The 14,743-nt window shown below is 55.1% G+C and carries 12 protein-coding genes; 5 read left to right on the top strand and 7 right to left on the bottom strand.

The features are described from left to right. Positions 1-23: 23 nt before the first annotated feature. Genes EVJ34_RS08160 through EVJ34_RS08170 form a run of 3 tightly spaced genes read right to left on the bottom strand, consistent with a single transcriptional unit; the run spans position 24 to position 2,956 of the window. Positions 24-368 carry a YxeA family protein gene (locus EVJ34_RS08160; protein WP_131485219.1) on the bottom strand — a complete coding sequence of 115 codons (345 nt, stop codon included), beginning with the start codon at positions 366-368 and terminating at the stop codon, positions 24-26. A 13-nt stretch (positions 369-381) separates the two neighbouring features. Next, the gene (locus EVJ34_RS08165) at positions 382-2,211 is read right to left on the bottom strand and encodes an FtsX-like permease family protein (RefSeq protein ID WP_131485220.1); all 1,830 of its coding nucleotides are present in this window, start codon (positions 2,209-2,211) and stop codon (positions 382-384) included. After that, on the bottom strand, positions 2,198-2,956 hold the full coding sequence (locus EVJ34_RS08170) for an ABC transporter ATP-binding protein (RefSeq protein ID WP_131485221.1): 759 nt from the start codon (positions 2,954-2,956) through the stop codon (positions 2,198-2,200). Before EVJ34_RS08170 ends, EVJ34_RS08165 begins: the two co-directional genes overlap by 14 nt. Before the next feature lie 108 nt (positions 2,957-3,064). Between EVJ34_RS08170 and EVJ34_RS08175 the strand changes: the two genes are divergently transcribed. Both EVJ34_RS08175 and EVJ34_RS08180 read left to right on the top strand, forming a co-directional pair. After that, positions 3,065-3,757 (top strand): response regulator transcription factor, encoded by a 693-nt coding sequence (locus tag EVJ34_RS08175; RefSeq protein ID WP_131485222.1) that lies wholly within the window; start codon positions 3,065-3,067, stop codon positions 3,755-3,757. Positions 3,758-3,770: 13 nt separating this feature from the next. Next, positions 3,771-5,144 carry a HAMP domain-containing sensor histidine kinase gene (locus tag EVJ34_RS08180; protein ID WP_131485223.1) on the top strand — a complete coding sequence of 458 codons (1,374 nt, stop codon included), beginning with the start codon at positions 3,771-3,773 and terminating at the stop codon, positions 5,142-5,144. Positions 5,145-5,159: 15 nt separating this feature from the next. Here the strand turns inward: EVJ34_RS08180 and EVJ34_RS08185 are convergent, their stop codons facing one another. Then, positions 5,160-7,013, bottom strand: a complete 1,854-nt coding sequence (locus EVJ34_RS08185; RefSeq protein WP_131485224.1) for a sensor domain-containing phosphodiesterase — start codon at positions 7,011-7,013, stop codon at positions 5,160-5,162. A gap of 278 nt (positions 7,014-7,291) precedes the next feature. Here EVJ34_RS08185 and EVJ34_RS08190 point away from each other — a divergent pair, with 278 nt between their 5' ends. Further along, the gene (locus tag EVJ34_RS08190) at positions 7,292-8,923 is read left to right on the top strand and encodes a C40 family peptidase (protein ID WP_236636669.1); all 1,632 of its coding nucleotides are present in this window, start codon (positions 7,292-7,294) and stop codon (positions 8,921-8,923) included. 115 nt (positions 8,924-9,038) lie between these two features. Then, positions 9,039-11,747 (top strand): EAL domain-containing protein, encoded by a 2,709-nt coding sequence (locus EVJ34_RS08195; RefSeq protein ID WP_131485225.1) that lies wholly within the window; start codon positions 9,039-9,041, stop codon positions 11,745-11,747. Between the two features lie 31 nt (positions 11,748-11,778). Here EVJ34_RS08195 and EVJ34_RS08200 read toward each other — a convergent pair whose 3' ends face one another. Together EVJ34_RS08200 and EVJ34_RS08205 are read right to left on the bottom strand one after the other, a co-directional pair. Then, entirely contained in the window at positions 11,779-12,045 is a 267-nt protein-coding gene (locus tag EVJ34_RS08200; protein WP_131485226.1) for a hypothetical protein, read from the bottom strand. Continuing rightward, positions 12,042-12,776, bottom strand: coding sequence for a DUF3784 domain-containing protein (locus EVJ34_RS08205; protein WP_131485227.1), 735 nt, complete (start codon positions 12,774-12,776; stop codon positions 12,042-12,044). Before EVJ34_RS08205 ends, EVJ34_RS08200 begins: the two co-directional genes overlap by 4 nt. Before the next feature lie 107 nt (positions 12,777-12,883). Here EVJ34_RS08205 and EVJ34_RS08210 point away from each other — a divergent pair, with 107 nt between their 5' ends. Further along, positions 12,884-13,357 (top strand): DinB family protein, encoded by a 474-nt coding sequence (locus EVJ34_RS08210; RefSeq protein ID WP_131485228.1) that lies wholly within the window; start codon positions 12,884-12,886, stop codon positions 13,355-13,357. Positions 13,358-13,390: 33 nt separating this feature from the next. Here EVJ34_RS08210 and EVJ34_RS08215 read toward each other — a convergent pair whose 3' ends face one another. Continuing rightward, positions 13,391-14,632, bottom strand: coding sequence for a UDP-glucose dehydrogenase family protein (locus EVJ34_RS08215; RefSeq protein ID WP_131485229.1), 1,242 nt, complete (start codon positions 14,630-14,632; stop codon positions 13,391-13,393). Positions 14,633-14,743: the final 111 nt, after the last annotated feature.

Below are 14,743 nucleotides of genomic sequence, written 5' to 3' on the forward strand. Positions count from 1 at the left end.
AGGAAAGGCTGTTTTTGGATGCTTTACAATTTTTCCCGTGCCGCTTCTGGGACGGCCGCGACCGACACTTCGTCGTACGACGTGACCTCGTCCTTGTTTTTGACATACAGCTTCAAGTACGCTCCGCTCCGAAGTTCTTTCGCAGCTGTGAACGTGACCGTTTGCGGGTCGCCGTCCTTCGTCAGCGCCTCCACCGAATAGACGTAGCGGCGGACGATGTCACCAGAATCGAGCGTTGTCTCTTCCACTTCCGTGACCTCTCCAACCTGTACATAGACATGATCCTTCCCCAGCCGTTGCCAATCGATATTGACGAGACCGATGACGGCCACGATGAGCGCGAGGCTCGCGATGATTCCTTTTTTCATGATGTTCTCTCCTTTATATCACTTGTTTCGTGAACCGTCGTACGGTCAACACGTAATAGAGCGCATAGATCGCGCTGTACACACCCATCCAGACGAGCACCGGCACCGTGAAATCCATCGCCAACAACCGCGAGAACGCGACGAGGGCGACCGAGGCGTGCACGATTCCGAGCGAGAATGGCGCCAGGAAGACGACGGCAATCTGTTGCCGAATCGTCCGCTTCACATCTCGTTTTGAGATACCGACTTTCCGTAGCACCTCGTATTTGGCCCGGTCTTCCTCGGCCTCGGTCATCGTCTTGAAGTAAATGATGCTGCCGGTGGCGACGAGGAAGACGAGTCCGAGGAAACTACCGACGAACAACAGCGCACCATGTACGGCCATCGCCTCGCTATACAACGCCGTCGCGCTCGAGAAGTTCGCCTCAATCGATAACGAATCGGACAAGGCTGACTGTTCTTTATAGTCGGCGACCGAGACGGCCTGATACGTCGCCGCCTCTTCCGGCAGTGCCGTGAACACGTCATCCGGCGTCACGAGGAGTAAGCCGCCGAACGTCATGACGTTGAGTGGTGTCTGCTCATAGCGAGAGGCGACTTCATGCGTCACGCCGTCAAGCTCGACCTCAGTCACATGTTCTGAGAACCGCTCATCATAGAACGGATCAATCAAATAGACCTGATTAGAGGCTAGCATTTTTGGCGTGTCCCAGCCCATATCAGTCGCGACGTCACGAAACGTCGACTCGTCGATAACGCCGTATTCGCGCTCCCCCATCTCTCCTGCGACTCGGACCGTCTTCTCGAGAATCGTCGCCTGATGGAGCACGTCGGCGTCGATGTCACGCGTCTCTCCTTGCCAGGCGAACGTATACGGGGCATAAGATGTGACTTGTTGCTCCGCGTAATAATAGACGCTGAAAATCGCGCCGCCGGCCGTGATTGCCGTCGCACTGATGATGCTGATGAGCGTGAGCGTCTTCGCGTTCCCACGGATCCGGTATAACAGCTGTGACGTCGTCAACAAGTTGAGGCGACGCCACGCCCAACGTTCGTTCTTTTTCAAACGACCGAGAATAAAGATGAGGACGCTATGGAACAACAGGCCCGACCCGACGATTGTGAGACCGATGATGAGGAGCGGCATCGCCGCCGTAAGGTATCCCCAAAGCGGTGACGTCGCCAAATCTTGCAGCGCAAGCCAGTAGGCCGCTCCGAGGACGAGCACGCCGAGGAGTGCCATGATCGGGCTCGCTTTTGGGACGTCTTCGCCTTTTTTGTCGGCATGGAACAGTTCGATCAATTTGAAGCGATAAATGACCCGGTAGCCCTGGAACGACGTGAACAAGAAAATCGCTACGAAGACGAGCATCGTCTCGCTCAGCGCCGACGTCGAAACGGTGAAACCAATCGACAAGTCACTGTTCATCAACCGGAGCAACAGCTGTAACAGCGCGTTCGAGCCGAGGAGACCGAGTCCGATCCCGACGAGGAGCGACACCGCCCCGATGACGAAGTTCTCGAACAACAGGAGCGTCCCGATTTGTTTTTTACGCACCCCGAGGAGTGAATAGAGTCCAACCTCGCGTTTACGCCCTTTCAAAAAGAAGGCGTTCGAGTAGGCGATGAATAAGGCGACGAAGACGAGCAAGATGAACGTCGAGGCGCTCATCAAGCTTCGAATCTGTCCCGACGTCTCCGCCAAGCCGCTGATCTCGTCGCTATGCTTGAGCGTCGCGAACGTGAAATAGATGATGATCGAGAAGATGGTCGTCCCGACGTAAAGGGCATAGCGTGACAAGTTACGGGCGACGTTCTTCTTCGCCAAATCAAACAGCGTCATCAGACGCACCGCCCTTCAACTCATCAAGAATCGTCTGATAGAACGTATCGCGTGACGTCGTGCCACGAATCAGTTCTTTCGATAACCGGCCGTCCTGGATGTAGAGGACCCGGCGACAGAAACTCGCCGCGTAGGCGTCGTGCGTCACCATCATAATCGTCGTCTCGGCCTCGTTCAGCCCGGCGAGCGTCTGGAGCAGGTCCGTCGCCGACTTCGAGTCGAGCGCCCCGGTCGGTTCGTCGGCAAAGATGAGTTTCGGATTAGAAATGAGTGCGCGGCACACCGCCGTCCGCTGTTTCTGTCCGCCTGAGATTTGATACGGGTATTGGTCGAGGATCGCCTTGATCCCGAACCGATGTGCGAGCGCGTCGACGCGTGAACGTGTCTCATCGATCGGCGTCTTCGTGACGGCGAGCGGGAGCAGGATGTTCTCCCGGACCGTGAGCGAGTCGAGTAGGTTATAGTCTTGGAAGATGAAACCGAGATGGTCGCGTCGGAAGTCGGAGAGCGCCTCTTCTTCGAGCTTGGCGATATTCTCCCCGTCGACGAGGATGTCCCCGTCCGTCGGCGTATCAATCGTCGCGAGCACGTTCAACAGCGTCGACTTCCCGGCTCCAGACGGCCCCATGATTCCGACGAACTCGCCGTGGTCGATCGTGAACGACACCCCATCGAGCGCGTGGAAGGCGTTGCCCCCCGTCACGTATGTTTTTTTAATGGCATCAACTTGTAGTAATGGATTCATTGTTCAGCACCTCTTTCTGAATACAACGATAAAGGACATACCTTAACTGAAAATCACGCGTACCTTACGAAATCCTTAAGTGTTATGCTTGAGCGAGAGGTGATGAATATGGAACAACCACGCATCTTGATCGTCGACGACGAGAGAGATTTATGTACGCTCATCCAAAAAGCGTTAGAGAAAGAGGGATTTCGTGAGATTCGGACGGCCCATACGATTCGAGACGGGTTCGCGGCGTTCACCGCGTTCGCACCTCATCTCGCCATCCTCGACGTCATGTTGCCGGACGGAGAAGGGTACGAACTATGTCAGCAAATCCGGAACACGTCGAACATCCCGATCTTATTTTTGTCGGCCAAGTCCGACGAGGTCGACAAGATTCTCGGCCTCGCTATCGGTGGCGACGACTATATCACGAAGCCGTTCAGCCCGAAAGAAGTCGCCTTCCGCGTCAAGGCGCAACTCCGGCGCGTCTCGCTCTATGATGCGCCGGAACTTCCCGCCGAAACGATCGTCGGCCCGTTCAAGTTGAACGCGGACGGCACCGAGGTGTATCGCGATGGGGTTCGGCTCGAGCTGACGGCCAAGGAAGTCGGCCTGCTCGCCTGCTTCATGCGCAACCCGAACCGAATCCTCAGTAAAGAGACGCTGTTCACGCAAGTGTGGGGTGAAGATTTTTATGGCGCCGACAACACGGTCATGGTACACATGCGCCGACTCCGAGAAAAAATCGAACCGAACCCGTCCCAACCGACCTACATCAAAACGGTCAAAGGGCTCGGCTACAAGTTCGGGGCATAGGAGGCGGTCACTTGTGAAATGGAAACTGACCGGCAGCTATTTGGTGTCAATCTTGGCCATCGTCGCGATCGTCGTCATCTTGAACGTGATCATCCTCGTGACCCTGTTGATCAATCAGCGGACCGGGATTGACGACGTCGAGAGCAACTCCGGCGAGACGTTCACGCGCACATTCAACCAATACATGACGCTCGAGAACGGGGAACCGATCGTCAGTCCGGATGGTGTCCGCGCGCTCGAGACGAATAACGCGTTCCTGCAAGTGCTCGACGAGTCGGGCCGTGTCGTCAGCGAAATCGATGCGCCCGAAACGGCACCGGACGCGTACGCGCCGATTGAATTGATTCATATCTATAAATACAAAGACGACGACCTCGTCCTCTATTTCATTGGCGAGTTCGAGGATTACAGCTATCTCGTCGGCTTCCCCGAGGCAACCGAGGGCCGTATCGTCACGATGATCGACCCCCAGTCCGTCCTTGCCTACTTGTCGAAGGCCGGGCTCATCTTGCTCATCGTCGATCTCGCCGTCGCGGCGCTGATCGGACTCGCCTTCACCTCGATTTTGACGAAACCCGTCTATCGATTGACCGAACGGATCGCCCAGTTGAAGGCACGTGATTTCTCGACCGTCGAACCGAAACGACCCGGCATGTATCGACCTGTCTTCGCCAACTTGAACGACGTGTCCGAGACGTTGACGACGTACGAGTCGGAACGGGAAGAGCTCGAAAAACACCGGAAAGAGTGGATGAGCAACGTCTCGCACGACTTGAAGACGCCGCTCGCCTCGATCCAAGGGTATGCGGAGTTGCTCGACGATCGTGACCTCGAGGAAGCGGAACGAATCCAATACGCCGAAGTCATCGAACGCCAGGCAATGTATATGAAGGAACTAATCGACGACTTCAATTTGACGATGCGGCTTCAGCACGGCGACTTCCCGCTCGAGACCGTCGCGACCGGGCTCGAGGCGTTCGTCCGTGAGCTCGTGATCGACGTGTTGAACGACGCTCGGTTTTCTACGCGGGACGTCTCATTCGCGAGCAAGGACGCGGCCACACGGGCGATCGACCGGCACTTCATGAAGCGGTCATTGCTCAACTTCTTGTATAACGCCTTGCTCCATAATGACGAGACGGTCGCGGTCCGCGTCACCGTCGAACACGACACGATCACGATTCAAGACGACGGCACCGGCATCGACGCGAAGGATTTGCCGTACATCTTCGAACGTTACTATCGAGGCACGAACACGACCGATTCGCTCGGGAGCGGGCTCGGCATGGCCATTTCCCGGGACATCATTAAAGCGCATGGCGGCACCGTCACCATGACGAGTGAACGCGGTGTCGGGACGACGATTCGTATCGAGTTGCCGGCATAACAAAGAAGGATCCGCTCAACGGAGCGAATCCTTCTTTGTCGTTTCATATTCATGAATCCACATCTCGAGTTCGTCGATCGGGAGCGGACGCGCAAAATAATACCCTTGCATCTCGTCACAACCGAGCGAACGGAGCGTATCGAGCTGTTCAGGCGTCTCGATTCCTTCGCACACCGTCTTCAGTTCGAGTCCGCGGGCGAGCTCGATAATCGACTGGACGATGACGTTTCCGGTCGGGTCATTGTCTGTCACTTGGATGAACTGACGGTCAATCTTGATTTCATGGATCGGGTAATGCTTCAAATAGACGAACGCCGAGAACCCGGTACCGAAGTCGTCAATTGAGATCGAGAAACCTTGTTCCCGGAAGGCGATGAAGCGATCGATGACGTGTTGCTGATTCTCCATCCCGACACTCTCTGTGATCTCGAACGTCAAATAGTTCGGACAGACGTTCATCTCCTTGACGATTTGGGCCAACTTCTCGACGACCCCGTCCGATAGGAAATGACGGGCCGACAAGTTCAATGCCAGTTGATACATGCGCCCCGAGGCGTGCCAAATTTTCAACTGACGGCATGCCTCGGCGAGCGCCCACTCTTCGAGCTCGATAATGACACCGGTCGATTCGGCAATCGGGATGAAGTCAAGCGGTGGGATCAACCCGTGTTTCGGATGAACCCAACGCATCAGTCCTTCAAATCCGTTCAGTTTACCGGTCGAAGCTTCGATCTTCGGCTGATAGTAGAGCGTAAACTCGTTCAAAGCGAGCCCTTTTCTGAGGTTCATCTCAAGCGTCAGGCGTGCCGTCGCCTTCTCGCTCATCTCTTCTTCGTAAAAGGCGATCCCCCCACGTTGTACGTGACGCTCATTGGCTGTGATCCGTGTCGTGTCCATCATCTCGAGCGTCGAACGACCTTTGTCTTCGATTGAAATAAATGCGCTCATCGTCAAGACGACGTCGAGCTCCCCGACTGCAAACGGCTCGCTCGTCACCGACTCGCAAATATAATCAGCATACCCTTTGACTTTGATGCGGTCCCCGTAAGGCGTCCAAAGCAGGAACCCGGACTGAGAGATGCGCGCGAGTAACGTCGAATCGACGACTTGTCGGAGCCGCCTCGATAACTCGATGACAATCTTGTCCGAGCGCTCGATACCGATCGCCGTCTCGACGGAACGAAACTCGTCGGCCCGCAAATAAATCAAGGAGCCAAGCTGGTGTGGCATCTGTTCCCGTAACGGGTCCACGCGTTCGATGAAGCCGTTCAAGTTCATGAGTCCGGTCTGTTCATCCGTGTAGGCAAGTTTGGCGAGGTGATCATCGATCGCTTGACGATCGAGCCGAAGATAGAGGATAGCGATAAAGTCGGACAGTGTGCTGACAATCAACTCCTCGACGAACGTCCATTGACGCGGCGCGTATGTCTCGCAACAGATGACCCCTTTAGCCCGGCTATTCGCGTAGATTGGAGCGTCGAGCATCGAGTACACATGTTGCCCTTCCACGAAATGCTGCTGATACAAGTCCTTCACCCATTCATGGGTCCGGACGTTTTCAAATGGCAATACCCGGTTCGTCCGCAGGGCGTCAAAATAGATGGGCGCGTCTTCCCGCACGACCGTCAACGCCGGTTCACTCGGACCGCTCGCTTTTGAATAAGCGACTTGGCAACTGATTGATGCGTACGTTTCGTCAAAGTGCCAAATCGAGACCGTATCGACGTCGAGCATATCGGAGACGACTTCACACATGTAATGAAGCGTCCGCCGCACCCCGTCCTCTGTCACGTCAGGCACCCTTACGAGTTCGAACAGTTTCTCTTGATGTTTTCGATAAATTTGTGATGAATTGTTCCCCTCGTTCATAAACTCCCCTACTCCCGTTCACACGTTTTCATTCATGATAGCATGAAAAGATCAATCAATAGGTTTCCAAAATTCAACAGAAAGTCAATTTTCAATTCCCCTCTTTCTTTAGTACTACCTATTTCTATGCCCTAAAATTATTGACCTTATTTTCAATGAAATATACGGATTGAGCCATTTTCACCATTGCCTGCTGTATATGTAAACCCTACAATAAACTTGTATCGCTTTACCTGTCGATAATTGTCAATTCAACGAATAGAAAAGGAAGTGACCCCATGTCCCCTAAGTCCGGCCTCATGTACTCATTCGCCGCCATCGCCGCCGTCAGCATCATCGCCCAGGCCGACGAAGTCGCAGCAGCCAGCACACACGTCGTCCGTGCCGGTGACACGCTTTGGTCGATCAGCCAAAAGCACAACGTGTCGCTTGCCGATTTGAAGACCATCAACAAACTAAGCTCAGACCGAATCGCCATCGGCCAGACGCTCAAATTGAGTGAGAACACCTCGACCGGCGTAAAACCTGCCACGACCCAGGTCTCGTCAAACTCGACCCAAGTCACGACAGCCGCCTTGAACCTACGCCTCGCCGCAGGCACGTCACACAAAATACTTCTCACCATTCCGAAAGGAAAAACGCTCAAACCGATTCAAACGAGTGGTGCCTGGACGAAAGTGAGCTACGGTGGAAAGACCGGTTGGGTTCATAACGGCTACTTGAAAACCGCTTCCGTCAAACCGACCACACCAAGCAAACCAGCCACACCGAGCACACCAACTACAGCGACGACGTCACAGACGACCGCCAACTTGAATCTTCGCGCTTCGAAGTCGACAAACTCAAGCGTGCTCGTCACAATCCCGAAAGGTAAATCAGTCACTGTTTTGAGCGTCGAAGGCAGTTGGTCTCACGTCAAATACGGCACTAAGACCGGATTTGTCGCCAATACATATTTAATGAAGACGGCCTCGACTCCGACACCTGCTCCGAGTCAACCGACGGCTCCGGTCGCACCATCGAAGCCGGTCATTAAAGAAGAGAGCATCAGCCAATCGTTCGTCACGACTGCCAACTTGAATGTCCGTAAAGGCCCGGGGATTGGCTATGCCCTCGTCACAAACATCCCGAACGGTACGACCGTCAAAGCGACGAAACAAAGCGGCACGTGGGTGTATGTCACGTATAACGGCAAGAGCGGCTACGTCAGCACAGGCTATTTGAAACAGACGACGACGGCACCGAGCGCGCCGGTCACACCGAACGCCGGAGACGGCGGTGCGGGCAACGCCTCGTTCGACTATGTCGTCAATACCCCATCGCTCAACGTCCGCGCCTCAGCCTCGACGAGTTCGGCCGTCATCGGCAACGTCACGGCCGGCCAGACGCTCCGTGTCGTTCAAACGTCGAACGGGTGGCATCAAATCTATATCGGCAACACGACAGGTTTCGTCGCGGCTTCATACGTCAAATCTGTGCCGAAAGGTTCTGTGACGGCACCGCCAAGCTCGTCTGACGGGCAAGCGAAGAGTCTCGCAGCCATCGCCGTCGCCAAGAAATTTGTCGGCACGCCTTACATCTGGGCATCATCGAACCCGGCCAACGGTGGGTTCGACTGCTCTGGACTTATCTATTACGCTTTCAATCAGGCTGGCTACAGCGTCCCACGTACGAACGTGGCTACGTATTGGGCTGGGTCTTATTTCGGAACACAGCTCAGTAAATCGTTTGTCCCACAACCGGGGGATCTCGTCTTCTTCGAGAACACGTACACGGCCGGACCGTCTCACATGGGCATCATGATCAATTCGGACACGTTCATCCACGCCGGGACGTACGGACTCGGTTACAACACGATCAGCAAAGAGCCATATTGGAAATCACGCGTCATCGGCTATAAGCGACCGTGACCTTCGACGCATTCATTGACCCGACCTTTGTCGGGTTTTTTTTCGTGGGGCAGGATTTCCCTCGAAAGACTCGAACACCAAAGATAGAATAGGAAGAGAAAAAAGGAGGTATCCGATGGGAAGCAATCGATTCGCTAAAATTCCGTACCGGATTTACACGATGGTACTCGCCATCGCTTGTCTCATCGGCGTATTATTGTTCGGGCTCGGACTGAGCTATTACTGGAATGAAAAACATGTCGCCGTGGACGAGACGGTGCGCGACTTGAACCACGCCTCTGACTTGGCCGGGGTCGAGTCCTACCTCGTCTTGCATCACGCGGCCAAACTATACGAAACAAACTCTCAGCAACCGACGGCCCTGTTATCAGCCCCGTACCGCGAGCGGGCGCTCCAATACAACAGTCAGCTGCTCGATGACTTCGAGACCGGTGTCGATGAGCGCGAACGTGCCGCGCTGCTCCGTTTCTCTGAACAGCTCGAGGACACGTTGAATGAAGACGGATCACGCCGATTCGAGGCAGTACCATTCGACGTCATCGAATCGATCAATCGACGCTGGCTTTATCAAGGGCTTGAACGGACCGCCCAAGAAAACACAGCCTACGAGTTGACTGACACTGTCATGCGGATGCAGATGGCGTTCGTCGAGGGCGTCACGAACCTGCTCGCCGAGACGCCGAACCAAGAACGGCTCGACTTCGAGGTCACGACGATTGCGAATGAGGCCCGGTTGATCGAGGATATCATCGCGACCGATCCGTCTCTGAAAACCAAATCCGTCGAAGATTTGATTGAGAGTGCGCTCGCGCTTAGTCGCATGACAGTAACCAATTCGACGCTCGAGGCCCGTTATGTCAACGGGACAAGCTTTTATGAGGATTCGTACGCCGCCCTTCAAACCGTACGATCGACGGCAGACGATACGCTCATGACCGAGCGCGATCGTTACGGCACGCTCGCCATCGCCGTCCTCATCATGACGCTTTTGTTATCGGTCGGGCTTTTAATGGCACTCTACTATACCCGCAAGATGTACGCCCACGATTTGGCACATTTGAAAGCGCGTGCCCTTGCCATCGACCCGAGCACAGAACCGGTCGCGGAATCGTTCCCTCCGAGCCATGACTTCCGCAGTATCGAGGACGAATTACGAGAGATTGCCACGAGCGTCCACTCGACGGTGCACACGCTCGAGACACAATCGGACGACCTGCTCCGGTATCATGAGCGCTGGTCGTCACTCTTCTCCGAGACGGGACTCGCCATCGCCTTAATGGATGACACGTACAATTTCATCGAACGCAACGACGTGTTCCGTCAGTTCTTCGGGGAACGAAACTTGTATGAAATCAATCAACTGTTCACCGACACGGGACGCCGCCTGTTGCGCGAGGCGCTCACCGGAGTGACGGAAAACGGGACGAGTGCCCAATTTATCATCCACTTAAAAGGCGAACACGTCCGTTTCTTGAACGTTAAAATCATCCCGCTTAAGCGCGGCGAGACACTCACCTACTACCTTATTCTCGAAGACGAGACCGAGCGTGTCGAGCGCGAGCGCAAAGTCGATCGGCTTGTCCGCTTCGACCTCGCCACCGAACTTTACAACGAGTACGGTTTTCTTCAAGCATGGGAGAAACACGACATCGACGGCACGTTTTTGTTGATCAAATTGTATGATTTCCATCATCTCGTCGATTGGTATGATCCGACATACGCCGACCTGCTCATGACCGAGTTCGCCCGTCATGTCGAGGAACGACTCGAGAAATATGCGCATCATTTGTTTGGCCGTTACCGTGACGACACGCTCATGCTGTATGTGAAAGGGCTCCGTAACGTCGACGAGACCGAGTTGCTGGAGCTGTTCCCGACCGAACTGTTGATCAACCAAAAACGCCAGACCGTCCATCTTCAAATCGGTGGGACGCATACGACACCGAACTATAACGACTGTCTGTTCGAGGCGACAAAAGCGCTCCAACACGCCAAAGAGACACGGACCCCGTTCGTTTGGTACGACGCGAGTATCCTCGCTCAGCTTCAATGGGCTGCCTTGATTGAACAGGCGCTTCCGGATGCAATCGAGCAAGGCCATATCACGATCGCCTATCAGCCACAAGTCGAGTTGAAGACGGGCCGTGTCGTCGGGGCCGAGGCGCTCGCACGCTGGGAGCACCCGGATATCGGCTACGTGCCACCGAACGAGTTCGTTCGCATCGCCGAGCGTTCCGATCAAATCCTTTGGTTGTCGCATTCCATTCTCGATTTAGTCGTCCAACAGCTCGTCGCCTGGCGCGACACCCCGTTCACTGATATCTCGCTGTCGTATAACTTGTCCGCCCATTCCGTTGACCCGTCGATCGTCACGAAGCTACGTGACTTGACTGAGACATATCCATGGCTTCCGGATCGGTTGAAAATCGAATTGACCGAGTCGGCCGACATCATGTCGCATACGAACGAACTCGAACGGCTCGAAGCGATCGCCGAACTCGGCTACTGCCTCTCCATCGACGACTTCGGTACCGGCTACGCCTCGTTCGAAGCGATCTGGCATTTACCGATTCAGGAAGTGAAAATCGACCGCATGTACGTCAGCGGGAAAGCAAGAGATAGCACGTCGTTCCTCCGCGCTGTCTCGCGTTTCGCCAGTGAACAAGAACTGACCTCGCTCGCCGAAGGCATCGAGACGAAACAAGATTTGGACCGCATCCTCGCCGAAGGCGTCGAACTCGGCCAAGGTTATTATTACGCCCCGGCCCTCGACGCGACCGCGTTCGAAGCGTGGGTGGATGAAAAAAGAGGCCGTCTCGCTTAAGCGTGGGCCCCGTTCGACCGGTTGACATATGTCAGCCGGTTTTTCGTGTGATGAGATTGAAGACGAGTTTCAACGCGATCAACAGTCCGATGACCGGCAAGATGATGGGAAGCGAACCACGAGGCAATAGACCGAACACGATGAACACGGTCATCCCGATGGCGAAGAAAAGCTTGATGCCCCGCTCATATCCCTCAAACTTCTCCCAACGCCAAACGAGCAAGAGGAGCGCGAGTGGCGCGAATAAAAACGTCAAAAAGAAGAACGGCATATGCCGCGTGTACCAAGGTCTTGTCATTTAGCCTGCACCTCCTCATACAATTGTTCCGTCGCCTCATGCGACTCCACATTCACGTAAATCGGTTTGCCGCTCCAGTCGATCCGAACGACCACGTCGATGTCCCGGTCGATGAAGACGAGCACGTCCTCCCCGCCTGTCGTCCGGAAGTGTCCGGTCAGTCGCGATCCAGTGGCGGCACCGTTCGTGCGACGGGCTAGACTCGGCTCATACGTCAACGTCACGGCCTCGATCTCATCATAGGGCACCGTCTCCCCGTAGCTGCCTTCGATGATGAGCGCTGACTCGGTGAGCGTCACCTCGGTCGGCTGGCTGAACCAGAGCCAAAGGCCTGGGACGACCGTCACGAGAAGCGTCAACACGACGACGAGCGGAATGAGCCGTTTTTTGCCACCAGGACGGACTTTTCCGTTTTCGTCATAGATGTTTCCGTCATATTTTTGGGCACGCCAGAGCGTCACGACGACAAGGACGAGCATCAGGACGAAGAACGGCTCGACCGGGATGTCGAGTCCAAACCCAAATCCTTGAATGGCGGCGATAATCAGAAAGATTGCTGCAATCCCATAACACATGAAGCCGATCAATCTTGCCACCGCCTCGATATTGACGCGTTCCTTGTCCTCGCGCTTCATCGTGTTATAGCCAGAGATGAGGAAGTGCCAGCCCAACCGATGGACGGCAAATCCAAGAAGAAACAAAATGAGTGCAGCAGTTGCTAAGCCCCACATGGAGTCGTCCCCCTTTCTACCCTAGTGTACGGGAAAACGACGCAGAACGTTTCATAATCGTGAATCGAAGTCGTATACTCGTGATAGAACGCTCAAGGAGGAATTCGATGTATCGGACAAAAGCAGACTTTTTACAGGATTGGGCCAAGTCGTCGACCGGCACGCTCGACGTGCTTCGCGTCGTCACGGATGAGGCGCTCGGACAAGAAATCGTCCCGGGCCATAACTCGCTCGGTTGGATGGGCTGGCACGTGACGACCGCGCTCGGCTATTTCACGAACTTGCTCGGCTTCCGGCTGTCGGCACTGAAAAGTTTGACGCGACCGACCGACGCGACAACAATCGCCGACCAATATGCGCGTTACGCCGACGAGATCGCGCAGATGGCCGAACAGTTCTCGGACGACTATTTATTAGAAAAAGTCGACGTCCACGGTGAAAGAAAGCCGCGTGGCGCCGTCCTGCGCATGATGATTGATCACCAGACGCACCACCGCGGCCAGATGACGGTGCTCGTTCGTCAGGCGGGACTCACGGTCCCTGGTGTCATGGGTCCGACGAAAGAACAGATGAAGGCGTGAAAAAGGAGAGGCCCCGCGGGGTCTCTCCTTTCGTCACATCGATGACGGCGTATTCGCCTTGTTTTGCATCCGACCGACCCCTTCGTACTGGACGGTGCCAGGGTCACGTGCGTATTTCCAAGCGTTACGTGCGTCAATCAATCGTTTCGTCCGCATCCCGTCGAACGCTTCCGGTTTCAAGTTGACGAGCTCATCCCATTCCGTGACGAGGATGGCGACGTCCGCTCCTTTGAGTGCCGCTTCGATGGTCATCGCCTGCGGATAATCCCACTTAGCGAGCGGGTCGTAGCCGATTATCTCGACTTCACGCAACGCCAGGTGGCTAGCAAGCGTGACAGACGGCGCATCGCGCATGTCGTCCGTCCCCGGTTTGAAGGCGAGGCCGAGGAACGCGACCTTGAGTCCGCTCTTGTGCTCGACTTTCGAAGCGACGTACGCCATCTGCGCGTCGTTTGAGTGCATGGCGGCGCTGATGACCGGCAAGTCGAGTTCATTCTCATGGGCGACGTTCAAGAGCGCATGCATATCTTTCGGGAAGCACGAGCCACCGTAGCCGAGGCCGGCGTTCAAGAAGGAGCGCCCGATGCGCGGGTCGAGACCCATTCCATCGGCAATCGTGGTGATGTCCGCTCCTGCCTTGTCGGCAAGACGCGCCAAGTCGTTAATAAAACTGATTTTGGTGGCGAGAAATGCGTTCGAGGCATATTTGATGAACTCAGCATCAATCGGGGACGTGCAGACGAGCGGGACGCCGAGACGCCCGTAGATGCCTGCGAGTTCTTCGCTCATCTCGAGGTTATCACTGCCGATGACGACACGGTGCGGTTTCAATACGTCGGCGAGAGCACGACCTTCTTGAAGAAATTCCGGCACGACGGCGAACGTGTGGGCCGGATACATGATGGACAGCATATCGGTCGTCCCCGGTGGAACGGTGCTCCGGATGATGATTTTTTGTTTCGACGTCACCTCAGACAAAGCTGCGTCGACGAACGTCAAGTCGCAACTGCCGTCACTCTTGCTCGGCGTACCGACAGCGAGCACGAGGTAGTCGACCGTTTCTGTGTCGGCAATCGAGTCTGTGAACGTGATTGACCCGGGATAGTCGCGTAACACGTCCGCCATGCCCGGTTCATGGAACGGGACGTCCCCGTTCATGAGACGGAGCAGTCTCGGTTGATCTTTTTCGACACCGATGACCTCATGCCCCGCCTTCGCTAGTCCACATAGGGTGGCAAGTCCGACATAGCCAAGGCCGATAATTCCAAATTTCACGATAGTTCCTCCTTCAATAGTCTTCTCCTAACAGTAACGAAAAGCGCCGATCAAGGGAAGGCTCTAACACTCTGTGAATATTCTCTGATATAATGAGTCAAAATGAGGCTA

It is taken from the genome of Exiguobacterium sp. SL-9 (genome assembly GCF_004336985.1).
Classification (GTDB): domain Bacteria; phylum Bacillota; class Bacilli; order Exiguobacteriales; family Exiguobacteriaceae; genus Exiguobacterium.